General features: G+C 62.9%; 23 protein-coding genes and 1 pseudogene. 17 read left to right on the top strand and 7 right to left on the bottom strand.

Annotated elements, in window-relative coordinates; all coding sequences use genetic code 11:
- Positions 1-49: 49 nt before the first annotated feature.
- The 4 genes from MTHMO_RS09365 to MTHMO_RS09350 form a co-directional block, all read right to left on the bottom strand.
- The gene (locus MTHMO_RS09365) at positions 50-316 is read right to left on the bottom strand and encodes a transposase (RefSeq protein WP_237394928.1); all 267 of its coding nucleotides are present in this window, start codon (positions 314-316) and stop codon (positions 50-52) included.
- Between the two features lie 101 nt (positions 317-417).
- Entirely contained in the window at positions 418-1,398 is a 981-nt protein-coding gene (locus MTHMO_RS09360) for an aldo/keto reductase (protein WP_202214535.1), read from the bottom strand.
- 45 nt (positions 1,399-1,443) lie between these two features.
- A complete protein-coding gene (locus MTHMO_RS11290) occupies positions 1,444-1,755 on the bottom strand; it encodes a transposase (protein ID WP_370568318.1) in 312 nt (103 codons plus the stop codon).
- 358 nt (positions 1,756-2,113) lie between these two features.
- On the bottom strand, positions 2,114-2,467 hold the full coding sequence (locus MTHMO_RS09350; protein WP_202214534.1) for a hypothetical protein: 354 nt from the start codon (positions 2,465-2,467) through the stop codon (positions 2,114-2,116).
- 359 nt (positions 2,468-2,826) lie between these two features.
- Between MTHMO_RS09350 and MTHMO_RS11285 the strand changes: the two are divergent.
- Positions 2,827-3,666: pseudogene (locus MTHMO_RS11285) on the top strand (S1C family serine protease); the annotation flags it as partial.
- Positions 3,667-3,720: 54 nt separating this feature from the next.
- Here the strand turns inward: MTHMO_RS11285 and MTHMO_RS09340 are convergent.
- On the bottom strand, positions 3,721-5,049 hold the full coding sequence (locus tag MTHMO_RS09340; protein ID WP_237394877.1) for an outer membrane beta-barrel protein: 1,329 nt from the start codon (positions 5,047-5,049) through the stop codon (positions 3,721-3,723).
- A gap of 335 nt (positions 5,050-5,384) precedes the next feature.
- On the opposite strand from MTHMO_RS09340, the gene MTHMO_RS09335 reads away from it, so the two are divergent.
- From MTHMO_RS09335 to MTHMO_RS09315, 5 genes are read left to right on the top strand one after another with little or no spacing between them, the layout of a single operon-like run.
- On the top strand, positions 5,385-6,596 hold the full coding sequence (locus tag MTHMO_RS09335; RefSeq protein ID WP_202214532.1) for a glycosyltransferase: 1,212 nt from the start codon (positions 5,385-5,387) through the stop codon (positions 6,594-6,596).
- A gap of 27 nt (positions 6,597-6,623) precedes the next feature.
- Entirely contained in the window at positions 6,624-7,334 is a 711-nt protein-coding gene (locus tag MTHMO_RS09330; protein WP_202214531.1) for a GNAT family acetyltransferase, read from the top strand.
- Positions 7,331-8,071, top strand: coding sequence for a DUF2334 domain-containing protein (locus MTHMO_RS09325; protein ID WP_202214530.1), 741 nt, complete (start codon positions 7,331-7,333; stop codon positions 8,069-8,071). The genes MTHMO_RS09330 and MTHMO_RS09325 overlap by 4 nt, the downstream gene beginning before the upstream one ends.
- On the top strand, positions 8,058-10,475 hold the full coding sequence (locus MTHMO_RS09320) for a glycosyltransferase (RefSeq protein ID WP_202214529.1): 2,418 nt from the start codon (positions 8,058-8,060) through the stop codon (positions 10,473-10,475). The genes MTHMO_RS09325 and MTHMO_RS09320 overlap by 14 nt, the downstream gene beginning before the upstream one ends.
- Positions 10,406-12,253, top strand: coding sequence for a M3 family oligoendopeptidase (locus tag MTHMO_RS09315; RefSeq protein ID WP_237394876.1), 1,848 nt, complete (start codon positions 10,406-10,408; stop codon positions 12,251-12,253). The genes MTHMO_RS09320 and MTHMO_RS09315 overlap by 70 nt, the downstream gene beginning before the upstream one ends.
- 60 nt (positions 12,254-12,313) lie before the next feature.
- On the opposite strand, the gene hpf is transcribed toward MTHMO_RS09315, so the two are convergent.
- Positions 12,314-12,679, bottom strand: a complete 366-nt coding sequence (gene hpf / locus MTHMO_RS09310; protein ID WP_202214527.1) for a ribosome hibernation-promoting factor, HPF/YfiA family — start codon at positions 12,677-12,679, stop codon at positions 12,314-12,316.
- A gap of 64 nt (positions 12,680-12,743) precedes the next feature.
- On the opposite strand from hpf, the gene cimA reads away from it, so the two are divergent.
- Positions 12,744-14,396: a citramalate synthase gene (gene cimA, locus MTHMO_RS09305; RefSeq protein WP_202214526.1), complete on the top strand. Its 1,653-nt coding sequence runs from the start codon at positions 12,744-12,746 to the stop codon at positions 14,394-14,396.
- Here cimA and lgt read toward each other — a convergent pair.
- Entirely contained in the window at positions 14,373-15,179 is an 807-nt protein-coding gene (gene lgt, locus MTHMO_RS09300) for a prolipoprotein diacylglyceryl transferase (protein WP_202214525.1), read from the bottom strand. The two genes, cimA and lgt, sit on opposite strands and share 24 nt — an antisense overlap.
- Before the next feature lie 267 nt (positions 15,180-15,446).
- Here lgt and thrS point away from each other — a divergent pair, with 267 nt between their 5' ends.
- The 10 genes from thrS (at position 15,447) to MTHMO_RS09250 (ending at position 24,961) form a co-directional block, all read left to right on the top strand.
- Positions 15,447-17,282 carry a threonine--tRNA ligase gene (thrS, locus tag MTHMO_RS09295; RefSeq protein WP_237394875.1) on the top strand — a complete coding sequence of 612 codons (1,836 nt, stop codon included), beginning with the start codon at positions 15,447-15,449 and terminating at the stop codon, positions 17,280-17,282.
- 1 nt (position 17,283) lies between these two features.
- The gene (infC, locus tag MTHMO_RS09290; protein WP_237394874.1) at positions 17,284-17,877 is read left to right on the top strand and encodes a translation initiation factor IF-3; all 594 of its coding nucleotides are present in this window, start codon (positions 17,284-17,286) and stop codon (positions 17,875-17,877) included.
- 31 nt (positions 17,878-17,908) lie between these two features.
- Complete coding sequence (gene rpmI / locus MTHMO_RS09285) at positions 17,909-18,118, top strand: 50S ribosomal protein L35 (RefSeq protein WP_202214524.1); 210 nt, start codon at positions 17,909-17,911, stop codon at positions 18,116-18,118.
- 161 nt (positions 18,119-18,279) lie between these two features.
- Positions 18,280-18,657, top strand: coding sequence for a 50S ribosomal protein L20 (rplT, locus tag MTHMO_RS09280; RefSeq protein ID WP_202214523.1), 378 nt, complete (start codon positions 18,280-18,282; stop codon positions 18,655-18,657).
- Positions 18,654-19,817 carry a 1-deoxy-D-xylulose-5-phosphate reductoisomerase gene (locus MTHMO_RS09275; protein WP_202214522.1) on the top strand — a complete coding sequence of 388 codons (1,164 nt, stop codon included), beginning with the start codon at positions 18,654-18,656 and terminating at the stop codon, positions 19,815-19,817. The genes rplT and MTHMO_RS09275 overlap by 4 nt, the downstream gene beginning before the upstream one ends.
- Before the next feature lie 2 nt (positions 19,818-19,819).
- The gene (rseP, locus tag MTHMO_RS09270; protein ID WP_202214521.1) at positions 19,820-21,253 is read left to right on the top strand and encodes an RIP metalloprotease RseP; all 1,434 of its coding nucleotides are present in this window, start codon (positions 19,820-19,822) and stop codon (positions 21,251-21,253) included.
- A gap of 2 nt (positions 21,254-21,255) precedes the next feature.
- Entirely contained in the window at positions 21,256-23,016 is a 1,761-nt protein-coding gene (gene ispG, locus MTHMO_RS09265) for a (E)-4-hydroxy-3-methylbut-2-enyl-diphosphate synthase (RefSeq protein WP_202214520.1), read from the top strand.
- Positions 23,017-23,124: 108 nt separating this feature from the next.
- The gene (locus tag MTHMO_RS09260) at positions 23,125-23,415 is read left to right on the top strand and encodes a twin-arginine translocase TatA/TatE family subunit (RefSeq protein ID WP_202214519.1); all 291 of its coding nucleotides are present in this window, start codon (positions 23,125-23,127) and stop codon (positions 23,413-23,415) included.
- A 53-nt stretch (positions 23,416-23,468) separates the two neighbouring features.
- Positions 23,469-24,554: an adenosyl-hopene transferase HpnH gene (hpnH, locus tag MTHMO_RS09255; RefSeq protein WP_237394873.1), complete on the top strand. Its 1,086-nt coding sequence runs from the start codon at positions 23,469-23,471 to the stop codon at positions 24,552-24,554.
- A gap of 8 nt (positions 24,555-24,562) precedes the next feature.
- Positions 24,563-24,961, top strand: coding sequence for a hypothetical protein (locus MTHMO_RS09250; protein ID WP_237394872.1), 399 nt, complete (start codon positions 24,563-24,565; stop codon positions 24,959-24,961).
- Positions 24,962-24,982: the final 21 nt, after the last annotated feature.

The raw sequence follows: 24,982 nt of genomic DNA, 5'->3' as shown, positions 1-24,982 counted from the left end.
ACTGGGGTTTTGCCAGATGCGCAGCAAGGCAGCACTCGGAAGGCGTGGGTCAAGAGGCTCTTCCCAGGATAGGATAGGCGCTGCTCAGCGAGAGGAAGACGCGGCGGACGCGGACTCGGACCAGCGTGCCGATCTTAAGGAGCTGGAGCCGGAGGATGTCGACCTGGGCCTGGGCCCAGTCCGTTCCTCGCAGACCCAGCCGTCGCAGCGCTTCCACCAGCGAGTATGCCAGAGCCGAGAAGGAGAGCCGAAGTTGGTTGCCGGCCATTTGCGCGGTCGAGAGCCGGTTGGCAAAGAGATAGCGCTCTTCCTGGATCTGATTTTCTCCCTGTCGCTGCGCGCAGAGTAGAGCTTCTCCTCATTTGCGTTCCGCTATGCCCGCTATTGGTGAGACGTGCAGGGTAGTGAGAATGCGGGCTAGAGCGGGGGTGCCATGAATTCCGGGCCGATCGGCTCCGGAACGTGCTGTGCGAGGATCCGGTCGATTTCGGCCAAATCGCGGTCCGAAAGAAGGGAGGACGGCAATGCCGCGGCCTCCTGGATCTGTGATGGTTTGCGTGCTCCCCACAGGACGACCGAGATCCCCGGTTGCTGGAGCGCCCATCGGGCGGCGAGCTGCGCCAGAGTGAAGCCGCGGGCCTCGGCCAGCTTACGCAGATCGGCCGCTGCAGCTAGGTAACACCCGAAGGTTTTGCCCTGAAATTTGGGATCGATCCGGCGAAGATCTCCCGGCGGGAAGGTGTGCCGGGCGGTGAACTTGCCAGTGAGAAGCCCCCGGCAGAGGACGCCGTAGGCGATGACGCCGATGCCGTGTGCGCGGCAGTAGGGAAGGACATCCTTCTCGATCCCGCGCTCGAAGAGGTTGTAAGGGGGTTGATCGGTATGAAGCGGGGCGACCTTGCGCCAAGCCTCCATCTGTTCCGGAGAATAGTTGCTTACGCCGAGCGCGCGAATCTTGCCACGGGCTTGCAAATCGAGGAGGGTCTCGGCCGTCTTCTCGATCGGTACCCGCGCATCGGGCCAGTGAATCTGATAGAGATCGATCCAATCGACTCTCAGCCTGCGCAGGCTCTCGTCGACCTCCCGCCTCAGCCGTTCCGGACTCGAGTTGCGCCGTATCTCTTCCCGCGCATTCCATTCGAGGCCGCCTTTGGTGGCCAGCACGATCTTGTCCCGACCGATATTCCGGACTGCCTTCCCGACGATCTCCTCCGCTCGCCCGAATCCGTAGACCGGAGCGGTATCGACCAAGCAGATGCCGGCGTCGACCGCCGTCTCGATCGCGGCCACGGCGTCCGCTTCTTCCGCACCGCCCCACATCCATCCGCCCATGACCCAGGTGCCTAGTCCGATTCGGGAAACCTGCTCTTCCAGCCCGGGCAGCGACGTATATTCCATCGGATCTCCTCCCTCTGGAGACTGCCTGCTCTCCGCCGGCTCATCCTAGCAGCCTGTCGACCTTGGTGCGAGAATTTGCCGCGATGCGGCGGCAGTCCGATGCGGCATGGGGACTGACTGTCCCGGGAACCATAAAAACCAGGATACTGCGACGGCCGTTCTTCCGGCGGAGAGCGACCATAGGGATCCAATCGGAAGAGAACCGGAGTTGCGGGCTCCCCCAAGCTTCCCAAGGCGCTGGAAGTTGTACGCCAAGCAGACCAAGGACCATTCGCCCTGGACTTTGGCTTGCCCGCGGAGCCGAAAGGCCCGGAAGCCCATCACCGATTTGATGATGCCGAAGACCGGTTCGACCATCTGCTTGCTTCGAGCATAGAGGCGGCGGCCATTCCGGACTGGCGAGCTTCTCGATCCTCTTGCGTCTCCACGGGGCGGTATACGCCACGGGCTTCTCCCGTCGACGATCGGCGGGCCGGAACTCGTATCGCCGGCGGCATTCCCGAGCTTCGGCCCTCATCGGAGAGTTCATTTCAATTGCCTCCGCCTGTAGAGCCTCGACCTCTTCGCCATGGGGATACCCCGTGTCGGCCAGCAGCGCACGGACCCGACCGGCTGCCGTAGGAATGGCCCGCACGCCGACTTCCCACTCGCCGGTTTCGTTGGCGCACACACTCACCCGAGCCGAAAGAAAGCACCAAGGCACTCCCTTCCGCATCTACGGCCGCTTGCGCATTAATAGCTCCGTGCGAAGGCTTCGCTTCCCGCTCTTGCGCATCTGCCGGCTCAAGGGCTCGGTCAGGTTGCTTTGTTCCTCCGCCCCAGGATTCTCCTCCGGAGGGTGGATATGCCGCCCTTTGGCAGTCCCCTTACGGGCTGCCCGTTCTTTTTCCTTCCGCTCGGAATCCGCACGCTCCCGCTCCGCTCGCTCCTTGGCCCCTTCCTCCAGGCCGCGTTGCGCTTCCTCCCGCTTTTGCCTGGAGTCGCTGCCGCCGACCGATCTCCGCGGAGAGCTTGCCCGGATCCGCTTCGTCGCTTCCTCTCTCCGGTCCGCTTCCTCCTCTTTTTCCAAGATTCTCCCGCCGAAACCGGCAGATCGCCTCGCGATCCGGATGGGTGTTCGCACAAAGATCACGCACCGCCACATCTCGCCGCGGCCGCCGCCTCGACCCTCCGACTCGGAAAGATTCCGTTGGGATAGCAGTAAATCAAAAGCGAGAGCATCATCGACGGCGATACTGCGCGTCCCCCGTCCGGCTCGCGTTCACTCGAAAGAATGCACTAATTCGTCCTCGTCCACCCAATCCCGCAGGTCCCCGGGCAAAAGCATCGGCGCCGATCCACCGTCGCAATCCGCTCAGCCATGCCCTCTTTTACCAGATATTCCAGCGGGAAACGGAAAGTCCGACAGGCTGTTAGGTGGGAAAGACCATGGGAAGGCCGGCGGAGACCGGCAAGGCAAGAACCCTGGCCGACGCGCTCCCGCCGACCTCCTCGGGATGTCGCATTGTCATCCGGGCCGCCTTCCGTCAGAGTAGCTTCATGGCGCTTATCTTACGTGGTCGACGGCGGGTGTCTGGCTGGTGGCACGGATCGCTGTCGGCCGGGACTTCCCTCATGGTGGGAGCCTTCGCCGCGGTCGCACGGCCCGAGCCGGCAGGAGCCTTGTCGGCGTACGACCGCGCTGTGGTGGAAGTGGTTCGCCGCACGCTGCCGGCCGTGGTTTCCATCTCGGTCGAAAAGAGAAGCTGGGGGCCTTTCGGGTCGACTCGGAAAATCGAGGCGATCGGAACAGGGCTCGTCGTGTCGAAAAGAGGAGAGGTGGTGACCTGCGCCCATGTGCTGGGCAAGAGCGTGGCGCGGAGGGATCTGCTCGTGACTTTCTTTGACGGGCGTGTGCGGCTCGCGCACTTGATCCGTGCCGACAGGAAAACCGATCTCGCGCTTTTGCGGGTCGAGCCCGGAACCCTTCCGGGAGTTTTTCCCTACTCCCGTCTATCCGAAGGGCTCTTGGGCATGACGGTCCTCGTCATCGGCTCGGGCATAGGTTACGGGAATACGGTCTCTCGGGGCGTGCTGAGCGCGCGGCCGCGCGGCATCGGGATAGACCGGGGGCTTGCGTTCCCCTTGCTCCAGGTGGATGCTCCCGTGAACGAAGGAGATAGCGGAGCGCCCGTTGTCGATCTTGAAGGAAAGCTGGTCGGTCTCTGCTTCGCGAAGGTGACCGGGCGGTCCGTGGAGGGCGTCGGCCTTGTGATCGGAGCGCCGATTGTCGCCAACTGGCTCGACGGGCTAGCGGTCGGCGGGTCGCGCCGGCCCCGCCGATCAAAACGAGTAGACGGTTTCCACCGCCCAAAGGAACGCAGGACCGCTCGAAAGGGGGAAGAGGAGGGTTCCGGTCGGGAAAATCGGGGTGCCGTAGATCGCCGCACCCCAATCCATCCGGAACTCGGTTCGCACCATCAGGTTCTCCCAAATGTCGAAGCCGACGGTCCCCGTCACGCTCCAGATGTCTTCCGGTCCGATGTGCTCCGGGAGGATCTCGTTGGCGCTCGCATGAATCCAGTCGGTCCGGAGGGCGAAGCTGACGAAGCTGCTTATCTGGTATCGAGCCCAGAGGCTGGCTCCGAGCCAATGGGAAGCCTGGAGCGAGTCGGCCCCGGGAGCGGCAACGCCTTCGTAGAAGCCGCCCGTGGCTTCCCAAGCGAGCAGGATGCGGTCGCGCGCGGCTTTGGGAATCCACTCCCCCCAGATATCGCCTAAGAAAAACGGCGCCGCGCGGTTCAGGGGGCTTTGGACGAAAACCCCGCTCCCCGGAATGGACGGAGCCAATCCGAATCCGGGAGGGTCGGCGCCGTCGGGCCCATAGAGGGCGCTGGCCACCAGCCGGGCGTTGCGCGCGGGAGCGTCGAAGGCTGCGGAGGCTAGAAAAAGATAGGCCTCTGCGCTGCCGAGGCTATTCGTGCTTTCCCCGAAGAAGGGGAATCCTGCTCGCGCAGCGTTGAACGATCCATCGAGCACTCCGAGCGTGGTCTCTACCCAATCGACCGGTCGATAGACCGCCTCCGTTCCGGTGACCATCTCCGGGATCAGGTTGCTGTACAGGTTGCCATAGGTGAAATTGAGGTTGGCGGGGCGCTCCATCACTTCGAATCCCAAGGGAGGAACGAACTTCCCGATCTTCAGGTCGATGGCGTTCCCGACGGGAATGCGAAGGAGGATATAGGCTTCGGCCAGCAGGAAGCTCGAAGTGTTCCGCGCGTTCCCCGCCTCCGTGGGGACTCCCAGTCCGGCCAGGTTGTCCGGTCCTCCCATGGAGGCCGCATCCTGGCCGGCGAAAAGATCCACACGGAATCCCATTTCCCATCGGTTCTGATCATCCAGCGGCCTTTCGAGGAGCAGCCGCACGGCGTTGAAGTTGAATCCCCCGCCGGCGATCCCGTCGTCGGCCATCCGGGTCGGAATTCGAGCATTGGGGGGAATGAAGTTGTCGACGAAGGAGCTGTCCAGATATCCGGCGAGCCGGATGCCCGGACGCACGGTTTGGACGGCGATCCCGCCCTCTTCGAGCGCCTTTTGGAGCTCGGCCGTGCCCGGGACGGCGGCGCTCGTCGTGGCGAGCGTAGGATCGGACTGGGCTCTGGCCGGGAGCACGGAGGAAAATCCGATCCAAGCCAAGGTTGCAAAAAGCCGCGCGGGCAGGGAGAACTCCGGGGAACCGCTCGGAATGACAGGGGCCGGCGTAGGCAAAGCTCGGAATCTCGCCGGAACAAAATGGGGTTGCTTGTCCACCTCGTTTCCCGTAGGAGAGAAACGCCATCTCCCACCTTAGCCCTCAAGGCAAATCGCGATGCGCGTCGATCCAAACGGCAGCGGGCCGGCTAGAGCCGATCCTTCCCGGAACCGACTGTGTAAAGCGGTTTGCGGGAACGCCGGGTTGGGGGAATGCCGGGGTCGGCTCGTCCGAACGCGGGAAGGCCCGCGCCTCGATGAAGATCTGTGACGTAACCCAGTTCTATTCACCGCGCAGCGGCGGGGTGAGGCGTTATCTGGGCGAAAAGCAGGAATATGTCCGGGAGCGGACGGAGGATGAGCACTATCTGATCGTGCCGGGCGAAAGGACCACGCACCAGTGTGAAGGCAGGACGCACCTGATCACAATAGCGTCTCCGAAGATCGACCGGACCTCGCGCTATCGTATCCTTTGCAACGTTCCGCTGGTCCGCTCGATTCTGCGCGAGGTTCGCCCCGACATCGTCGAATCCGGAGATCCCTATCATCTGGCGTGGACGGTCCTTCGGAGTTCCCGCGAGCTCGGTATTCCGGCCGTCGCTTTCTATCATTCCCACTTTCCGGATGCCTATTTGCGCACGGCTTGCCGCTTCGGGGGCCGACTGGTCGAGCAGATGCTCTTCTCTGCAGCCCGGAGGTACATTGTCCGCTTGTACGCCCGTTTCCGGTACACCTTCGTGCCCTCGGCCACGCTCCAAAGGCTTTTGGAGTCTTGGGGGTTGAGGAATACGATTCCGATTCGCCTCGGGGTTGATGCGCGGACGTTTTGTCCCGGACCGGACGGCCGGGCCTGGCGAGAAGAGCTCGCGGTGCCCGATTCCGCCTTTCTGCTCCTGTACGTAGGGCGGCTCGCGCGCGAAAAGAACATTTCGGTCTTGCTGCGCGCCTTCCAAGCCCTGCGCGCTTCGCGTCGACGCGACTATCGGCTCCTGGTGGTAGGCGACGGGCCGCTCAGGCAGCAGGTGCGGCGGTTGCAGGAGGAGACCGATGCGGTGATCTGGCGCCCCTACATCGAGGAGAAGACGGAGCTGCGGAGATGCTATCGGGCGGCGGACCTTTTCGTCCATCCGGGAGTCGTCGAAACCTTCGGGCTTGTCGCTGTCGAAAGCCAGGCCTGCGGTTGCCCAGTCATCGGCATCCGTGGGACCAACATGGATGATCATATCCATGCGGGCCTGGAATTGTGGGCGCACCGAAATTGCGCGGAGGAGCTGGCGGAGGCGATCGAGCGTGCCGCCGACCAGGACCTGCGGCAGATCGGCATTTCGGCTTCCGTGCGGACGAGAGAGATTTATGATTGGCCGAACGTTTTCATGGGACTTTGGCGCTATTACCGGTTGGCGATGGGAGGGGGTGCTCCGGCCCTCGAGAAGGCGGAGCTTCCGACGGGAGCGGTTCCGACGGAGTAGCCGGCGAGCCGGGGAGAGAGCGGAAAGATGAGCACGGCTGCGGCAGGGAGGGAGACGGAGGTCGTCACAATCCGTCCCTATCGTGCGAGCGATCGGGAGGGAGTTCGTCGGGTTTGCGCGGATACCGGTTTTTTGGGCTCTCCAATCGATCCGGTCTTCGAGGATCGCGAGCTCTTCGCCGACTACCTGACTTCCTACTACACGGACAAGGAGCCGGAATCGGCTTGGGTTTGCGAGGCGGGCGGGCAGATCGTCGGCTACTTGACGGGATGCCGGAAGCCGAGGGCCAAGGCGCGGTATCACCTTGTTCACAATGTGCGGTTCTTCCTGCGCGTGCTGGCCCGCTATCCGTCTTATCGGGCCTCTAGCCGGCGATATCTCCGCTGGCTCCTTTGGCACGGACGCCGCGAATCTCCGCGAAGCCTTCCGGACACCCCGCATTTTCACTTCAACATTTTGGCGCCGTGGCGCAGCGTGCCGCGCACCCGGGAGCTGGTGGATTCGTTTTTGGACTATCTGGTCCGACAGGGTGAGCGGGCCGTCTACGGCCAGGTTGTCGTCTTCGATCGCCGCCGCGGGGAACGGATGTTCGAGCGCTATGGATTCCGGGTGGTCGACCGGGTGCCGGTGACCAAATATGCCGGGTGGTTTTCCGGGTCGGTGTACCTCTGCACCGTGGTCAAAGACCTTCAGGCCAATCCTCGACTGTACGGCTCCTGTCCGCCTTCGCGCGAATGAACGAAGGGACTGCGCTGATCGTCTCTCTCCACGACGTCCACCCGGGTTCGTTTTCGCTCGTAGCCCGGCAGCGGGAGAAGCTGCGGGAATGGGGGGTGAGGGAAGCGAGCCTGCTCGTCGTTCCGGCCTACCATTGCGGATCGTTCTTTTGTGAAGACGGCGAGTTCTGCCGGTGGGTCGACCTCCAGAGGGAAGCGGGTGATGAGGCCGTTGTGCACGGTTACTTTCATTGGCGCGAGGCTGGCGCCAGCGACTGGCGGAGCTGGTTTTGGACCGAGATTTATACCCGGAGGGAGGCGGAGTTTTTCGATCTGCCGCCGGCCGAGGCGGCGAAGCGCCTCCGCTGCGCGCGCGAGCTCTTCGCAGCGCAGGGTTGGCCCGCCGAAGGGTTCGTGGCGCCCGGCTGGCTGATGCATCCGCGCCTCTGGCCGATTCTAGCGCGCGAAGGTTTCCGGTACACGACGCGGATCGGTGGGATATTGACCCTCCGTCCGGCGCAACGATGGATTCCCGCCCGGACTCACTGTTGGAGCACCCGGGCGGGTTGGCGGCGAGCCTGTTCGCTCGCATGGAACCGGCTGCTTTCGCGGGAGGCGGTCCGGCAGGTGGTCCGTGTCAGCGTCCATCCGGGGGATTTTCTTTACGGTTCGATCCGTGATCAGATCGAGCGGATCGTCAAGCGGGTCCTCGATCGAGGGAGCCGCCCTCTCAGTTACCTTCGCTATGTCTCGCGCTGATCTCCACCTGCATTCCCGGTATTCCGACCGGCCTTCCGAGTGGATCCTCCGGAAGATCGGATGCCGGCAGAGCTACTCCGATCCTGAGGCCCTCTACCGGAAGCTTTCCGACGCCGGCATGACCTGGAAGACGATCACCGATCATGATCGCATCGACGGCTGCCTGGAGTTGCGGGATCGGCATCCGGACGTCTTTCTGAGTGAGGAGGTGACGACCTTCTTCCCGGATGGCTGCGAAATCCACTTGCTGGTCTGGAACCTGCGCGAGGCCGATCATCCGCGAATTCAGGAGCTCGCTCCCGACATCGAGAAGCTCGCATCGTTTCTCCGCTTGAGAAACATCCCGCATGCGGTGGCCCACCCGTTGGAAAATCTCAACGGGAAATTCACTCCGGATCATTTCGAGAAGCTCATCTTGCTCTTTCGCGCGTTCGAGACAGCCGACGGAAGCCGTCCCGGGCTCCCGCAGGAGATTGCACGCCTCTGCCTGCTCGCTTTGACGCCCGAGCGGATCGCCGAGATCGCCAAACGTCAAGGGATGGCCCCGCTCGACGAGCCGGGCCATGAGAAAATCTTTGTGGGCGGATCCAATGATCACGGGGGGCTGGCCGCCGGTTCGTTCTGGACCGAAGCCGATGACGACGGGACCGTCGAAGGCTTTTTCCGGGAGCTTTTTGCTGGAAGGGGCAGAACGGGTGGCGGGGTGCCGGGCGACCCGGCGCGGTTTTCCATCGCCTTTTACAACATTGGATTCCAGTACGCCCAGGAGCGGCTCCGGCAGTCAGCTCCCCTGGCGGCGACGCTGCTGCAAAAGATCGCCGAACGCTTTGTCTCCGGGCAAAATCCCACGGCATTTTCCCTGGGTGAACGGATCGGCCACTTGGCGGCCGCGGTGCGCAGCGGGCAAGTCTTCGAGCTGCTCAAGCCCGGAGAGGGAACGCTGGTGCGCGCGTTCGCCGATTTCTTCACCAATCCCGACGTACGGGGCGAGATCGACCGGATCATCGAGCGGGCAGCGACGCCGGTCGACGCTTCCTTCCGTGTCGCATCCTACCTGGTGAGCCAGCTAGTCTACCGGCTGCTGATCGGCGCGGCCGCCCAGTTGAGGAGAGGAAGCGTGCTGGAGGCGTTCCAATCCTTGGCCGGACTTCTCCCGGTGGCGGCGGCGGCCGCTCCCCATCTTCTGGCCTTTCAACGCCAAGGAGTGGACCGTGATTTCCTGCGCGGCCTCAGCCGCCGGTATCTCTCCTCCCTTCCGGCTGAGATCCTCTTGTGCAAACGGGCTTGGTTCACCGATACCCTCGACGAGGTCAACGGGGTGACAAGGACAATTCAGGCCATGGCTCGCGCTGCCGCTCGGGCCGGAGCGGATTTGACGGTCGTCACTTCGCGGGCACACCCGAAAGTGGACGGAATTCTCTTCCGGAACTTCCCCCCGATCGGCGAGTTCGCGATCCCGGAATACGAGATGCAGAAGCTCTCGTTTCCTCCGTTCTTCGACCTCCTTGAGTTCGTCTACAAGGAACGATTCACCGAGCTGATCATCAGCACGCCGGGACCGGTCGGCTTGTGCGCGCTGGCGATCGGGAAGATCCTGGGACTGCGGGCGGTGGGGATCTACCACACCGACTTTCCTCAGTATGCTCGCTTTCTCAGTCAGGACCCGTGGATGGAAGGACTGGCATGGAGCTACATGGATTGGTTTTACGGCCAGATGGCGAAAACCTATGTGAATTCGTCCGCATATCTCCGCTCCTGGCGCAAGCGAGGCATATCGGAAGAAAAGCTGGCGATTCTCCCGCGCGGGATCGACGTCGATGCTTTTCATCCCTCGTTCCGGCGAACGGACTTCTGGGCGCAGAGGGGAGCGGCGGGTCCGGTGCTGCTCTATGTCGGGAGGATTTCCAAAGAGAAGGAACTCGGCTTTCTGCCGGCGGTCGCCGAAGCGTTGCGCCGTCGCGGCCTGAAGTTCACCCTCGCCTTCGTGGGAGAAGGGCCCTACCGCCAGGAGTTGATGCGGCTCCTTCCCGACGCGCTCTTTACCGGAGTATTGACGGGCAGGGCATTGAGCGAAGCCTATGCCTCCGCGGACATTTTCGTCTTTCCGAGCACGACCGACACGTTCGGCAACGCGGTGCTCGAAGCCATGAGCTCCGGGCTGCCGGTCGTCGTCTCCGATGTAGGGGGGCCTCCCGAGCTTTTGGCCCGGTTCGGGATGGGGCGCGTGTGCCGCGCCGGCTCACCCGAAGAATGGGCGCGTGCGATCGCCGAGCTGCTGACCTCTCCACCGCCTCGGGCTGAGCGGGAGCGGGTGGCCGAAGAGGTCCGCCGATCGTGGAATTGGGATCTGGCCTTCGCCCGCTTTTGGGAGTCGATCGGATCGTCGGGCGACGGACCGCATTGAGGCTTGCCCTCGCCTGCCGGCGGTGGCAACGCTTGTCTGCCAAGATGAACGCGTCCTTCCCGATTCTCCCGTTTGTCCCGCGCTCCTTTCTCCCCGCCGAAACCGATCTCTGCTCCCTTTGCTCTCTTGAAGGTCATTTCCGGCGACTGGAAGAAGAGTTGCACGCTGCCCGATCGGTATCTGCCCTGGAGAGTTGGCTTCGTCATTATGATGAGGTCCAGGCGGCGATGGACGAGGTGCGGGCCAAGCGCTACATCGCGATGACCTGTCAAACGGACGATCCGGAACGGGAAAAAGCGTACTTGGAAATTCTTACCGTCGTCGATCCGTGGAGGAAGCAACGGCAAATGGCGATCCTCCGCGCTTTTCACCGGCATCCCTGCTTCGCCGCCCTTCCCGAGACCTACGCTGTTTTTCGCCGAAGCGTGGAAATGCAAGTCCGCCTCTTCCGCGAGGAGAATATCGCACGCGAGACGGAAGAGGCGCGTCTCTGCCAGCAATATCAAAAGATCGTCGGGGCGATGACCATCTCCTTCGACGGGCGGGAACAGACCCTTGCCCAGGTAGGGAGAGTGCTCGAGGAGCCGGATCGAGAGAGAAGGCGGACAGCCTGGGAGCAGATTGCCAGGCGCAGGTTGCAGGACGCCGGGATGTTGGAGGAGATCTTTGATCGCCTGCTGTCCCTGCGGACGGAGATCGCCGCCGCCGCCGGATTCCCCGACTACCGCGAGTACGCCTTCGCCCGCGCCGAACGATTCGATTACACCCCGGCCGATTGCCTCGAGTTCGGCCGCGCGATCGAAGAGGTGGTCGTTCCCCTCTGCCGGGAGATGGACTCCCGGCGGGAGAAGCGGCTCGGGATCGATCGGCTGCGTCCGTGGGATCTAGCGGTCGACATCGATGGGAAACCTCCCCTGCGCCCGTTCCGGACGAGCGCCGAGCTGCTAGAGAAGACCGAAAGGGTGATCTGCGCCCTGGACAAGCCCTTAGGAGCTCTCTTCCGGCAGATGCGCCAAGACGGCCTGGTCGACCTAGAAAACCGCAAGGGCAAGGCTCCCGGCGGCTACCAAAGCACGCTTGCCGAAGCCCGACAGCCATTCATCTTCATGAACGCGGTCGGTACCCATCGCGACTTGGAAACCCTGCTGCACGAGAGCGGCCATGCCTTTCACACCCTCCTTGCGCGCACCCAGCCGCTTTATGCGTATCGATCCGCTCCCCTGGAATTTTGCGAGGTGGCGTCGATGGCCATGGAGCTTTTGGCCGCGCCCTACCTGGGAGAGTTTTACGGAGAGGAAGAACTACGCCGCGCCCGCCGCAACCATCTCGAGGGGATCCTCCGTTTTCTTCCTTGGATGGCGGTCGTGGACGGGTTTCAGCATTGGCTCTACACCCATCCCGGCCATTCGCGCGAAGAAAGAGCCGCTGTTTGGAAAGACCTGGTGCGGCGTTTCGGCGGAAAAGAGGACTGGTCCGGATATGAAGATGTTCTGGGCTCCCTCTGGCATCGTCAGCTCCACATCTTCGAATATCCTTTTTATTACATCGAGTACGGGATCGCCCAGCTGGGCGCCTTGGCGATTTGGAGCCGATTTCGCAGGGACCCCGAGGGAGCCTTGGAGGCATACCGGGGCGCCCTCGCGCTGGGCGGGTCGAGGCCTCTTCCCGACTTGTTTTCCGCTGCCGGAGCGCCCTTATCCTTTGGACGCGACAACTTAGCGACGCTGGTTGCGGCGGTTTGGGAAGAACTGCGCGGGCTCGGCGACGATGCGGGCTGATCCGCGTCCGGTTCCCTGCGCCGCTGCCGGTGGGCGGCGCCGGTGTCCCGACGGAAAGATCTATTCGGGAGGGGGGGGCGCGTGGACCTCGCGCTTCGCCTCGCGGGAGTCGTGCCGCGCCTTTTCGGTCAGCTCGGTCTTCCGGCGCCGAAGCTGAGCTTCCAGGCGGTCGACGATCAAATCGATGGCTTGGTAGAGGTCGTGCCCGCGATCCTCGGCATGGAGATCCCGTCCGGGAAGAGAAAGGTGGACCTTGACGATGAAGGCCTGCTTGTTAAGGGTAGCCTTGGGCGGATCGTGCTGGACGTTGACATGGGCGGCGACGATTCTATCCTCGTGGCGTTCCAGCTTTTGTAATTTTTTGTCAACGTAGGAGCAAAAGGCTGGGGTCAGCTTAATTCCTTGCGGATTCCATTGGATCTGCATGGTTGTAAACTTTCTGCCCTGATTTTCCTTTTGTCCAGGGGTTTCTACGAGAACGGTGGAGGCGATGATAAGAGCGGCGGATGCGGATTCCCGTGCCGAGGAGGCGGTCTCGATCTACGACACCACGCTGCGGGACGGAGCCCAGGGGGAGAACGTCCACTTTTCCCTTTCGGACAAGTTGCGCATCACCCGGAAGCTCGATGAGGTCGGGATTTCTTACATCGAGGGAGGGTGGCCGGGCAGCAATCCGAAAGATTTAGCCTTTTTCCGGGAAGTGGCGCATCTGCCGCTTCGGACGAGCCGGATCGTCGCCTTCGGCAGCACGAGGCGGGCCGGCACCGCCGTGGAGGAGGACCCTCAGATCCTCATGCTTTTGGATGCCGATACCCAGGCTGTCGCGGTCTTCGGCAAGACCTGGCTTCTGCATGTCCGCGAGATCTTGCGCGCCACCGCGGCTGAGAATTTGGCGATGATTCAGGAAACCGTCGCCTTCTTCAAGCAGCGCGGGAAGGAAGTGATCTATGATGCCGAGCACGCCTTCGATGGATATCGCGAGGATCCCGGCTACGCCTTGGAGACCTTGGCAGCCGCTGCCGAGGCCGGAGCGGACTGGGTGGTTCTCTGCGACACCAACGGCGGGTCGCTACCGAAGCAGGTGGCGGAGCTCACCGCGCTGGCTCGGCAGAAGATCGGTTGTCGCATCGGGATCCATACGCATAACGACGGCGAGCTTGCGGTCGCCAACGCCCTGGCCGCGGTGGAAGCGGGCGCGACCCAGGTTCAGGGCACGATCAACGGCTATGGGGAAAGGACAGGCAACTGCAATCTGATTTCGACCATCGCCAATCTCGAGCTCAAGCTGGGCAAGCGTGCTCTTCCCGCCGGCAGTCTTTCCCGCCTCCGGGAACTTTCCTACTTCGTGGACGAGACCGCCAACCTCGCTCCGAACCCGCGCGCCCCCTTCGTCGGCCGGTGCGCCTTCGCCCATAAGGGCGGCACGCATGTCAACGCGATCGGCAAGCTCTGCCGCAGCTATGAGCACATCGAGCCGGAAGCCGTCGGGAACCGGCGGCGGATCCTGGTGGGCGAGCTTTCCGGTCGGAGCAATATCGTCATCAAGGCGCGGGAGCTGGGGTTGACGCTCCGGGAGGATGACGAGCGGACGCGGGGAGTGTTGCAGCAGATCAAGGAAATGGAGGGAAGGGGCTACGAATTCGAAGCGGCCGACGCCTCGTTTGAGCTGCTTCTCCGCAGGCGCCTGCTCCCGTATCCACCCTTCTTTGATTTGGTGGAATACCATGTTTCGATCCGGCGCTTCCCCGCCAAGAAGTACGAAGTTTCCGAGGCCACGGTGAAGCTGTCGGTCCAGGGAGAGCCCGTCTACACCGTTGCCGAGGGCGACGGCCCGATTCACGCCTTGGACCAGGCCCTGCGGGGAGGGCTCGAACGTTTTTATCCGGATCTGGCCCGCGTGCGCCTGCGGGACTACAAGGTGCGCATATTGAGTCCAGAAGGGGGTGCTGCGGCGGCGACGCGCGTGCTCGTCGAGTCGTCAGACGGGGTGCGCAGCTGGACGACGGTGGGTGTATCCACCAACATCGTGGAGGCTTCCTGGGAGGCTCTTGTCGACAGCATCGAATACTGGATGCTCCGTTCGGAGCGATGCGCGGGTGCGGGCATGCCGCAAGCTCGCTCAGAGGCGGCCTCGCCTCCGTAGCTCCCAGAGCAGCCCGGCGACGGCGAGGGTGATCCCGGAAAGGATCTGCCCCTGCGTCAGGAAACCGAAATAGAAGCCGATCTGCACATCGGGCTCGCGAAAGCACTCCGCGACGATTCTCACGACGCTGTATCCGGCAAGGAAGCAAAGGGCGACCGTGCCTTCCCGGGCGCCGCCTGCCCGCAGCCCGGTGAGCAGCGCGAAGAGCAGAAGTCCTTCCAGGGCCGCTTCGTAGAGTTGTGACGGATGGCGCGGGACCGCCTGCCCGTGGACGAGCGGAGCCTCCGGAAATATGACGGCCCAGGGGACTGTCGAAGGGCGGCCCCAAAGTTCTCCGTTGAGGAAATTGGCGATCCGGCCCAGCCCGAGGCCGACGGGCGTGCACCAGCAGACAGCATCCGCGAGATGGAAAAAGGGGAGCCGGTAGCGCCGTGCGCTCCAAAAGAGCACGATGAGGACGCCGACGATGCCCCCGTGGCTCGACATTCCTCCTTGCCAGAGGGCAAAGAGATCCAGCGGCCGGCGGAGAATGTGCGGAAGATCATATAGCAGGCAGTAGCCGAGCCTGCCTCCCGCGATGACTCCGGCCATGGCGAGCCAGAACACGAAATCGTCGATCTGCCGATCGGTCAACCGCAGCCAACCCTTTTTTCGTTGATAATGGAGTCCCCACCAGAGGAAGAGAAAGCCCAAGAGGTAAGCCAGCCCGTAGTAGCGGATTCCCCAACCCCCCGGGAACCGCAACAAATAGGGGCTGAGGTTGTCGACGTAAAACGCGAGCATCGCAAGAAGGCGTGCCCGAGGCTACGTCTCGCCGAATCCTTCGGCAAGGCGGGGGTTTCGGCCGAAACGGATGCTACGGATTTCCGAGGAGCCGTCTCCCCCCGGCTTGCAAATCCCATGAGCTTTGGTTTGTTGGATAGCGGCCGCGCCCTGCGCATGTGAGAGCCCGAGCCGGGCGGAAAATGCCTGGTCGTCGCCGGCCTAGGCGAGGTACGAAGAGCGCTGCTGCGACGAAGATCGAGAAGTAGTAAGAAAGAAAGAACGACTGTGACAGAACTGGAAACCCTGCGCCATTCCGCGGCGCACATTCTGGCGACCGCTCTTCTGGAAATCTGGCCCGAGGCGCAGCTGGCCGCCGGGCCTCCGGTGGAGAACGGGTTCTACTACGACGTCGCCCTTCCGCACCGGATTTCCCCGGAGGATTTCCCGGCGATCGAAGAAAAGATGCGCGAAATCATCCGCGCCGGACAGCCGTTTGTCCGCCTTCCGGTGACCCGCGAGGAAGCGGAGAAGCTGGCCCTGCGCGGGCGGCTCGGCGCTCTATCCGACCGGACGGAGCCGAGCCGGTTCAAGCTCGATATCTTGCGCGGCATCCCTGAGGAAGAGCAGATCACCCTCTATCAGAACGGACCCTTTCTCGACCTTTGCGCGGGTCCCCATGTCCAGAACACGTCGTTGGTCGGCGCGGTGCGCTTGACCCATGTCGCGAGCGCCTATTATCGGGGCGACGCCAGAAATCCGCAGCTGCAGCGGGTTTATGGAACGGCCTTCCCGACCGAGCGCGAGCTCGAAGAGCACTTGGCGCGGCTCGAAGAGGCCAAGAAGCGGGATCATCGAAAGCTCGGCCGCGAACTGGAGCTTTTCGGCTTCGATGAGGCCGTGGGCGCCGGTCTTCCTCTCTGGCTGCCCCGGGGGGCCGTCATCCGGCAGGAGCTTCAGGCGTTCCTAGGGGAGCTCCTGGCGCGGCAGGGCTACGAAACTGTCTTTACCCCGCACGTCGGAGAGATCGGGCTCTATCGGACCTCCGGGCATTTCCCGTACTACCGGGACGCGCAGTTCCCCCCTATCCCGGAACCGGCCGCCTGGGAGAACCTGGTGCAAGAGGGATGCAGCTGCGCCGAGTATGCCAACCGGATCGAGATCGGGGAGGTCGGGGGCTATCTGCTCAAGCCGATGAACTGCCCGATGCACATCCGGATTTTCGCCAGCCGGCCCCGGTCCTATCGCGAGCTTCCCGTGCGCCTGGCCGAGTTCGGGACGGTCTATCGTTGGGAAAAATCGGGAGAGCTTGGAGGCATGACCCGGTTGCGCGGATTCACTCAGGACGACGCGCACATTTTCTGCGCTGAGGATCAGGTGGAGGCGGAGGTCGAGGGCTGCTTGGAATTGGTCCGGACGGTGCTGGCGACGCTCGATTTGCGGGCATGCCGGATCCGGTTAGGCTTGCGGGGGCCGGAGGCCGACAAGTATATCGGGGAGTCGGCTCTTTGGGACAAGGCCGAGCACGCGCTCGCCGCGGCCATCCGGAAGGCGGGACTCGACTTCACGGAAGAGGAGGGGGAGGCGGCTTTCTATGGACCCAAGATCGATTTCCTGGTGCGCGATTGCCTGGGGCGCGAATGGCAGCTGGGCACGGTGCAGCTCGATTACAACCTGCCCAACCGCTTCGGGCTCACCTACATCGGCGCCGACAATCGCGAACACCGTCCGGTCATGATCCATCGGGCGCCCTTCGGCTCGCTCGAGCGTTTCCTGGCGATTTTGATCGAGCACTTCGGCGGGGATTTTCCGGTCTGGCTTGCTCCGGAGCAGGTGCGGGTCTTGCCGATCAGCGACGCGCAGCTGGGTTATGCCAGGGAAGTAGCCGCCGCGCTCCGCGAGCGCCGGCTGCGTGTGACGGTTGATGAAAAAAGCGAGACCCTCAACGCAAAAATTCGCATTGCCGAAAGGCAGAAGATCCCGTATATGGCCATTGTTGGAAAGAACGAGCAATCTTCAGGAAATCTCTCGGTGCGGAGCCGCAAGCGAGGGAACCTCGGCGTCATGAGCCTGACGGCATTCGTGGACCAGGTAGTGGAAGAGGTGGCGAGGCGGTCTCTGTAGCGTGCGTCCTCCGTATCGTTCTTTTCAGCGGCAGCCTCGGGTGCGGATCAACCAGTTTGTCCGCGCGCCGGAGGTGTTTGTGATCGACTCCGACGGCAAGCCGCTCGGGGTCATGTCCGCGGGCGATGCCCAAGCGATCGCACGTCGCAAGATGCTCGACTTGGTGGAAGTGGCGCCCAACGCCAAGCCGCCGGTCTGCAAGATTCTGGATTACGGCAAATTCAAGTACGAGCAGGCCAAGAAAGAGAAGGACTCGAAGAAGGGGAGCGTCGGCACCTCCAAGCTCAAGGAGCTCCAACTTCACATCAACATCGACGCCCATGATTACCAGATCAAGCTGAAGCAGGCGGAGGGGTTCCTGTGGAAGGGGATGAAGGTGCGCTTCAACTTGATGCTGCGAGGCCGAGAGAACATTCATAAGGAGCTGGCGGTCGATCTGATGAAGAGGGTGCGCGACGATCTCAGCCACATCGCGACCGGAGACCAGGATATCAAGCCGGTCGGCCGCAGTATTGTCTTGATGCTCCTACCCCTGCCCGCACAAAAGAGGAGGCGCAAGTATACCACGGAGGAAGGGGAGACGGAGAGCGATTGATTCCTGCAGCGGAGAGGTAGGGAGAAGAGATATGCCGAAGGCGATAGCGCGGAGAAAGACGAAGAAGGCCGTGGTCAAGCGGTTCAAAGTGACGGCTCGCGGGAAGGTGCTGGCTCCCCGTGCCGGGAGGCGGCACCTGGCCTCGAGCAAGAATCGAAAGAGAATGCGCCGGCTGGGAAAGCCGAAGATCGTCCGCGACGAAGATGTCGGGCACGTGCTCGAGAGCCTGCCGTTTCGTTAGAAGGGACCTCCCGGCGCGTTTGAGGGCGGCACCGCCCCGTCGGCATCTGCTTTTTCCTTTTTGACTTTCGGGCGAAGAGCCGCCAAGATCACGGAACTTTCTGGGCGAAATCGCCATCGCTTAGCAAAAGCGGGAAGCGGCAGCAAAGAAAGGTTCGAATTATGGCCAGAGCAACGAACGCGCCGGCTTCACGCGAGCGGCGCAAGCGCGTCGTAGATCAGGCGAGCGGTTTTCGCGGAAGGCGGAGCAAGCTCTATCGGTACGCAAAGGACGCGATCTTCAAGGCTAAGTACTGGTCCTACCGGGACCGGAAAACGAGGAAGAGAGAGCTGCGGGCGCTCTGGATCGCCAGAATCAATGCCGCTGTCCGAGCGGAGGGGTTGACTTACAGCCGCTTCTGGGAGGGCTTGACGAAGGCCGGGATCGGAATCGACCGCAAGGTGCTGGCCGATCTTGCCGTACGATCCCCGGCGCAGTTCTCTCGGATCGCGGCGCTTGCCAAAGCGAAGGTTTGCCCGCCGGCCGCGCCGGCGGCATGAAAAAGCGCATCCTGATCCTCGGCTCGACCGGATCGATCGGTCGGAGCGCGCTGACCGTCGTCCGGAAGCTTCCCGAACGACTGGAGGTAGTCGGCCTCGCCGCCGGAAGACAGCTCGATGAGCTGCGGGCGCAGGCCGAGGAGTTTCGGCCTCGGGCGGTCGGACTCTGCAATCCCCCTGCGGGCTCCTCTTGGCGCCAGGGGTTCCCCGGGAAGACGAAAATCTACGAAGGGCCCGCCGGGCTCTTCGAGATGGTGGCGGAAACGGAAGCGGAGATGGTTCTGGTGGCAATCGTGGGCACCGCCGGGCTCGGTCCGGCCTTGGCCGCGATTCGAACCGGAAAGGGCCTGGCCCTGGCAAGCAAGGAAGTGCTGGTCATGGCCGGGGAGATCGTCATGGCGGAGGCGCGGGCACGGAATGTCCCCATCCTGCCCGTCGATAGCGAGCATAACGCCGTGTTTCAATGTTTGGCGGGGAGTTCCGGTGTCCAAATCCGCCGAATCCTGCTTACCGCCTCGGGGGGGCCGTTCCGCACCTGGGATGCCCGCCGGATGGCGGCGGCCACCGTGGAGGATGCGTTGGATCACCCGACCTGGAAAATGGGGAAAAAGATCACGATCGATTCGGCGACGTTGTTCAACAAGGCGCTGGAGATGATTGAGGCGCATTGGCTCTTTGGGGTCCCTTTTTCGGCGATCGACGTCGTCGTCCATCCACAGAGCATCGTTCACTCCCTAGTCGAGTTCGTGGACGGCTCCCACCTGGCCCAACTAAGCCGTTCCGACATGTGCCTGCCGATTCAATATGCGTTGACCTATCCTGAGCGCCTTCCGAGCCCGGTGCCGTTCTTGGACCTGGCGACTGTCGGCCAGCTTTCCTTCGAGCAGCCGGATCACGAGCGCTTTCCGGCGCTGCGGTTGGCCCGCTATGCGGGAGAGGCGGGCGGAACCGCTCCCTGTGTGCTCAACGCCGCCAACGAGGTCGCGGTCGCCGCGTTTCTGGAAAGGCGGATCCCCTTTTCGGCGATCGCGCACTGCGTGGAGGCGGTGCTTGATGCGCACAAGCCGATGAAGGTGGAGAACCTGGAAGTCTTGCAGCGGGTCGATGCGGAGGCGCGTCGAGCCGCCGTTGAGTGGATTCGCAACAAGGGCTATCCTTAAGCATGTTGCCGTTCGGCGAGATCATGCGTTTCGTGGGAACCCTGCTGGAGGTTCTCTTTCTCTTCAACGTCTTGATCGTCGTTCACGAGTGGGGCCACTTCGTGGCGGCTCGGCTGCGCGGGCTGCGTGTGGACCGCTTTCAAATCTGGTTTGGTGCCGCGGTTTGGGAAAAGGAAATCGGGGGGGTGACCTACGCGCTCGGTTGGATTCCGGCGGGGGGGTTCGTAGCGCTTCCCCAGATGGCGGGAGCGGAGCTTCTCGAAGGGAGGCCGGCGGGGGAGGAGCAGCCCCTTCCCCCGGCCAAGCCGTGGGATAAGATCATCGTCGCCTTGGCGGGGCCGGCGGCCAACGTCCTGCTGGCCGTTCTCTTCTCGCTTGTCGTCTGGGTCGTCGGCCGGCCGGTCAGCCAAAGCGAGGCCACGACGACCATCGGGTACGTCTTCCCCAATTCACCTGCGGAAAAAGCGGGGCTGCGGGCCGGTGACCGGATTCTTCAAGTGGATGGGCATCCGGTGCGCCGCTTCCAGGGGATGGACGACAGCGCGATCATTTGGAACATTGTGCGGAGCGAAGAGAGCGAGATCCCCATAACCGTGGAACGGGACGGGAGGACGCTGACCGTCTTCGTGGCACCGGTTCGAGAGGAAAGAGGTTTCCTTAGGCGTAAGGGGTTGCGGCAGATCTTCATCCTGCCGGAAGAGACTCCGACCATCGCCCGGGTCTTCCCGGGGAGTCCCGCCGCGGAGGCGGGATTGCTGCCTGGCGATCAGATCCTCTCCGTGAACGGCCAGCGCCTTCTGTCGCCCATCGGGCTCAACGAGTACATACTGAAGCACCCCGGCCGGCCGCTCTCGCTCGAAGTCGCTCGCGGGGGCCGGAGCCGGGTGGTAGAGATCGTTCCGGAGGTACCTGTAGGTGACACCGTGCCTCGAATCGGAATTCAATGGGATCTGGCCGGCACGATGAGCATCGTCCATCCCAATCCTCTCGAGCAGATCCTCGCCAGCGTGCGGGCAATGACCAGCACGGTGACGGCGATGCTCTCGCCGCGCTCCGACATCAAGCCCCAGCACCTTTCGGGCCCCGTGGGCATCATGCGGTTGTACTATCTGCTTTTTCAAAGTCCGTACGGCTGGCGGCTGGCGCTCTGGTTCAGCGTGCTCTTCAACGTCAACGTGGCCCTCCTCAACCTGATGCCCGTTCCCGTGTTGGACGGCGGGCACATCCTCCTTTCCCTGGCGGAATGGGTGCGCGGCAGGCCTCTGAGCGTCCGCGTCCTGGAGGCGCTCCAGATGATCTTCGCCACCCTGATCGTCGGCTTCATCCTCTACGTGACCTTTTTTGACGTTCAGGATCTCCCTTGGAAGGGCCAGAAGGGGCCGGAAATGCAGTTCCCCGGAAAGAGCCACGCCCCATCCCCATCGACAGGAAAGTAACCATGACGCCCGTCTCTTCGCCATACGTTCCCGATGTCTCCCGATACACCAAGCGCGAGTCGCGGGCGGTTCCCGTCGGCCCGATCCAGATCGGTGGCGGAGCTCCGATCGTCATCCAGTCGATGCTGACTTCCGACACGATGGATACCGGAGCCTGCGTGCGGGAAGCCCTCGATCTGGTCGAGGCGGGCTGCGAGCTTGTGCGCATCACCGCCCCGACGGTCAAAGATGCCGCCAATCTGCGGGCGATTCGTGACGAGTTGCGGAGCCGAGGCTGTCCGGTTCCGCTCGTCGCGGACATCCACTTCAAGCCCGAGGCTGCCATGGAGGCCGCCCGCTGGGTGGACAAGATCCGGATCAACCCGGGCAACTATGCGGACCGGAAGAAGTTCGTGGTCCGAAGCTATACCGATGAGGAATACGCGTCCGCGGTCGCGCGGCTCGAGGACGCCTTCCTCCCGCTCGTTCATCTCTGCCAGGAGCGGGGGATCGCCATGCGTATCGGAACGAATCACGGCAGCCTTTCGGATCGCATCCTCAATCGATACGGAGACACGCCTCTGGGGATGGTGGAAAGCGCCCTCGAGTACGCGCGCATCTGCCGCAAGGCCGGCTTTCACCGGATCGTCTTCTCGATGAAGGCCTCCAATCCGCGCATCATGATCTCGGCCTACCGACGGCTGATCGCCGTTCTCCAAGAGCTCGGGCCGGATTGGAACTACCCGATCCATCTCGGGGTAACGGAGGCGGGGGATGGGGAAGACGGCAGGGTAAAAAGTGCCGTCGGCATCGGCGCTTTGCTCGCGGATGGGATCGGCGACACGATCCGCGTGTCCTTGACCGAGGATAGCGTGCGCGAGATCCCCGTGGCCGAAGCCTTGCGAGCCCTGGTCGAGGAGTTCGCCGGCGCCCCGCGCCCCAAGGAAGCGCTGGTCCCGCCCTTCGACCCCTTTTCGTTCCAACGCCGACACTCGCATCGCTGGGTGCGGAATGCCAAGGTGGGCGGAGGAGAGCCGGTTCGCGTCGCCGTCCTCGAGGAGAACTTCGCCGCGCTGGAAAGCGCCTCGGCCGGAACCGAAATGGTGCCCGAGCTCGGCTACCGGCCGGGGATGGCCGAGGAGGTCGACCCCGAGGATCCCGCGACGCTGGCCGAGCTGGAGACGGGCGCGCCCCGCCTGGTGACCGTGCGGGACGGCTGCCCCTATCCGCCGCTGTATGCTTTTCGCATGCTGGCGGCGCGGATCCCTTCGCGCCATCCGATCCTGCTCAAGGATACCTTCTTTCCGGGCGAGAAGGGAGACCCGCTTCGGGAGCGGCTCAACAGCGCCCTTCAGGTAGGAGCCCTTCTCTGCGACGGGATCGGTGACGCGGTTCTGCTGCGGCGGGAAGCCGATCCAAAGAAAGCGCTCGAGCTTTCGTACAACATTCTCCAAGCGACAGGGAATCGGAGCTTCAAGGCCGATTTTGTTGCCTGCCCCTCGTGCGGCAGGACTCTGTTTAACCTGCAGGAGACCACGGCCCGGATCCGGGCGGCGACGGGGCATCTCAAAGGGGTGAAGATCGCGGTCATGGGCTGCATCGTCAACGGCCCTGGGGAAATGGCGGACGCGGACTTTGGCTACGTCGGCGGCGCTCCCGGCAAGGTCAACCTCTACGTCGGAAAAAAGGCGGTGCGCTTTAATATCCCGCAGGAGCAGGCGGTCGATTCTCTGATTGCGCTCATCGCCGAGGAGGGGAAATGGATCGATCCTCCGCGGTCCTGACCCGCTTTTTCCCGAGGACATCCTGCAACGGGGCGAAAGTCTCCGGCCGGTTGCCGGGCTTGGGATCGATGGCATTGGCAAAATCTCAAGGAGGGCTTACAGTTGGGCATGCTCTGGTTGGCATTCGGGTTGCCGTCGGGTTCGGAATGGTTTTGGATTTTCGTCGTCGTCTTCCTGCTTTTCGGCGCGAAGAAGCTCCCTGAGCTGGCCCGAGGGGTCGGCAGGGCGTTGGGCGAGTTCCACAAGGCTCGCGAGGAGTTCGAACGGGAGATCCACCATTCGTTGCAAGAACCCGTGAGCAAGCCCGCACCCCAAACAACGCAAGCCTCCTCGGCTTCCCCGGCTTCCGCACCGGCCCCCGAGGGTGCCGTGCCCCGGGAAGAGAAGAAATCGGCCTGATCGAGGTCTTGCGGGATTGACAGTCGGCTATCCTGGCGTAGCCTGGAGGACCTATGGTGCCCTTCTCGCAAATTTGGACGGTTTCCTCTTATATCCTCAAGCAAAGGCTCACCGGCCGGAAGAGGTATCCGCTCGTTCTGATGCTCGAGCCGCTTTTCCGCTGCAACCTCGCCTGCGCGGGCTGCGGCAAGGTCCAGTACCCGGATCACATTTTGAACCGCCGGCTCACCCCCGAACAATGCTGGGCTGCAGCGGAGGAATGCGGCGCTCCCATCGTGAGCATCCCGGGAGGGGAGCCGCTGATTCACCAGGAGATCGATCGGATCGTAGAAGGGCTGATTGCTCGCAAGAAGTACGTTTACCTTTGCACCAATGCGCTGCTCCTCAAGAAGAAGATCGATCTCTTCCGCCCGTCGAAGTATCTTACCTTCAGCGTTCATCTTGACGGACTCGAGGAAGACCACGACGAGTCCGTCTGCCGGGACGGCGTTTATAAGACGGCGGTCGCCGGGATACAGGAAGCCGTCCGCCGCGGCTTTCGGGTGACGGTGAACGCAACCTTTTTCGACGGAGCCGATCCCGAGAGGATCCGCCGGTTTTTCGATGAGGCGATGAAGCTGGGGATCGAGGGGATCATGTTTTCTCCGGGCTACAGCTACGAGAAGGCTCCGGACCAGGGACATTTTCTAAAGAGGGAGAAGACACGCGCGCTTTTCCGGGAGGTTTTCCGCGATCGGAAGAAGAGCTGGAAGTTCAATCTCTCGCCTCTCTTCCTTGAGTTTCTGCAAGGGAACATCGAGTACGATTGTACTCCCTGGGGCAATCCCACCTATAATATCTTCGGCTGGCAGCGGCCGTGCTATCTCCTGCAGGATGGCTACGCGAAGAGCTTCGAGGAGCTCATGCAGAAGACCCGTTGGGAAGCGTACGGCTGGCGCAGCGGGAATCCGCGGTGCGCCGACTGCATGGTCCATTCCGGCTACGAGGCGAGTGCCGTCAACGACACCTTTGGGTCCTTCTCCGGTTTGCTGCGCACGATTCGCGCGAGCCTGGGCAAGGGTGGAGGTTCCTCGTCGTCGGGAATGCCGGGAACGTCCGTGCGACATCCGGAAAACCAGGAGGAACCTGTATCCGCCTAGGCGATAGGGTGGGTGATGAGCGGCGCGAAGGCCAGGCCGAGGCGATGGAAGAGAAGCTGAAGAGCGCCGGCGGCGCCCCGTCCGCGCCTGCAAGTTTGGCGCAGCAGATCGAAAACGCATTTCACTATCGCGGAGATGTCACCCTGCGGCTTTCCGGAGGGCGGTCGCTGACAGGTTATCTCTTCAACCGGGCCGGGGAGGGGGAGGAAGCCTTTGTCGAGCTCATGCTGCCGGACGGCGCCAGCTCGCTAAGCATTCCCTATCGCGAAATTGAGGAAATCGTGCTGAGCGGCGCCGATGCCGCCGACGGAAAATCCTACGAGGCTTGGAAGGCGAAGAAGAAGGCGGAGCGAAAACAGGAGGCGGAACGGGTCGCCTCCGAGATGCGCCGACAAGGGCTGCTTTGAACGGATGCGGCGGCGGTGCTC

The organism is Methylacidimicrobium sp. AP8 (assembly GCF_903064525.1).
Taxonomy (GTDB): domain Bacteria; phylum Verrucomicrobiota; class Verrucomicrobiia; order Methylacidiphilales; family Methylacidiphilaceae; genus Methylacidimicrobium.
This window is presented reverse-complemented; position numbering and strand designations above follow the sequence as displayed.

Excerpts from the sequence above, each read along its gene's own strand:
- ispG (WP_202214520.1), top strand. The coding sequence starts at position 21,256 with ATGACGCCCGTCTCTTCGCCATACGTTCCCGATGTCTCCCGATACACC.
- MTHMO_RS09330 (WP_202214531.1), top strand. The coding sequence starts at position 6,624 with ATGAGCACGGCTGCGGCAGGGAGGGAGACGGAGGTCGTCACAATCCGT.
- rplT (WP_202214523.1), top strand. The coding sequence starts at position 18,280 with ATGGCCAGAGCAACGAACGCGCCGGCTTCACGCGAGCGGCGCAAGCGC.
- MTHMO_RS09325 (WP_202214530.1), top strand. The coding sequence starts at position 7,331 with ATGAACGAAGGGACTGCGCTGATCGTCTCTCTCCACGACGTCCACCCG.
- rseP (WP_202214521.1), top strand. The coding sequence starts at position 19,820 with ATGTTGCCGTTCGGCGAGATCATGCGTTTCGTGGGAACCCTGCTGGAG.
- rpmI (WP_202214524.1), top strand. The coding sequence starts at position 17,909 with ATGCCGAAGGCGATAGCGCGGAGAAAGACGAAGAAGGCCGTGGTCAAG.
- lgt (WP_202214525.1), bottom strand. The coding sequence starts at position 15,179 with ATGCTCGCGTTTTACGTCGACAACCTCAGCCCCTATTTGTTGCGGTTC.
- MTHMO_RS09260 (WP_202214519.1), top strand. The coding sequence starts at position 23,125 with ATGCTCTGGTTGGCATTCGGGTTGCCGTCGGGTTCGGAATGGTTTTGG.
- MTHMO_RS11290 (WP_370568318.1), bottom strand. The coding sequence starts at position 1,755 with ATGGTCGAACCGGTCTTCGGCATCATCAAATCGGTGATGGGCTTCCGG.
- MTHMO_RS09360 (WP_202214535.1), bottom strand. The coding sequence starts at position 1,398 with ATGGAATATACGTCGCTGCCCGGGCTGGAAGAGCAGGTTTCCCGAATC.
- cimA (WP_202214526.1), top strand. The coding sequence starts at position 12,744 with ATGATAAGAGCGGCGGATGCGGATTCCCGTGCCGAGGAGGCGGTCTCG.
- hpnH (WP_237394873.1), top strand. The coding sequence starts at position 23,469 with ATGGTGCCCTTCTCGCAAATTTGGACGGTTTCCTCTTATATCCTCAAG.
- hpf (WP_202214527.1), bottom strand. The coding sequence starts at position 12,679 with ATGCAGATCCAATGGAATCCGCAAGGAATTAAGCTGACCCCAGCCTTT.
- MTHMO_RS09275 (WP_202214522.1), top strand. The coding sequence starts at position 18,654 with ATGAAAAAGCGCATCCTGATCCTCGGCTCGACCGGATCGATCGGTCGG.
- MTHMO_RS09320 (WP_202214529.1), top strand. The coding sequence starts at position 8,058 with ATGTCTCGCGCTGATCTCCACCTGCATTCCCGGTATTCCGACCGGCCT.
- MTHMO_RS09335 (WP_202214532.1), top strand. The coding sequence starts at position 5,385 with ATGAAGATCTGTGACGTAACCCAGTTCTATTCACCGCGCAGCGGCGGG.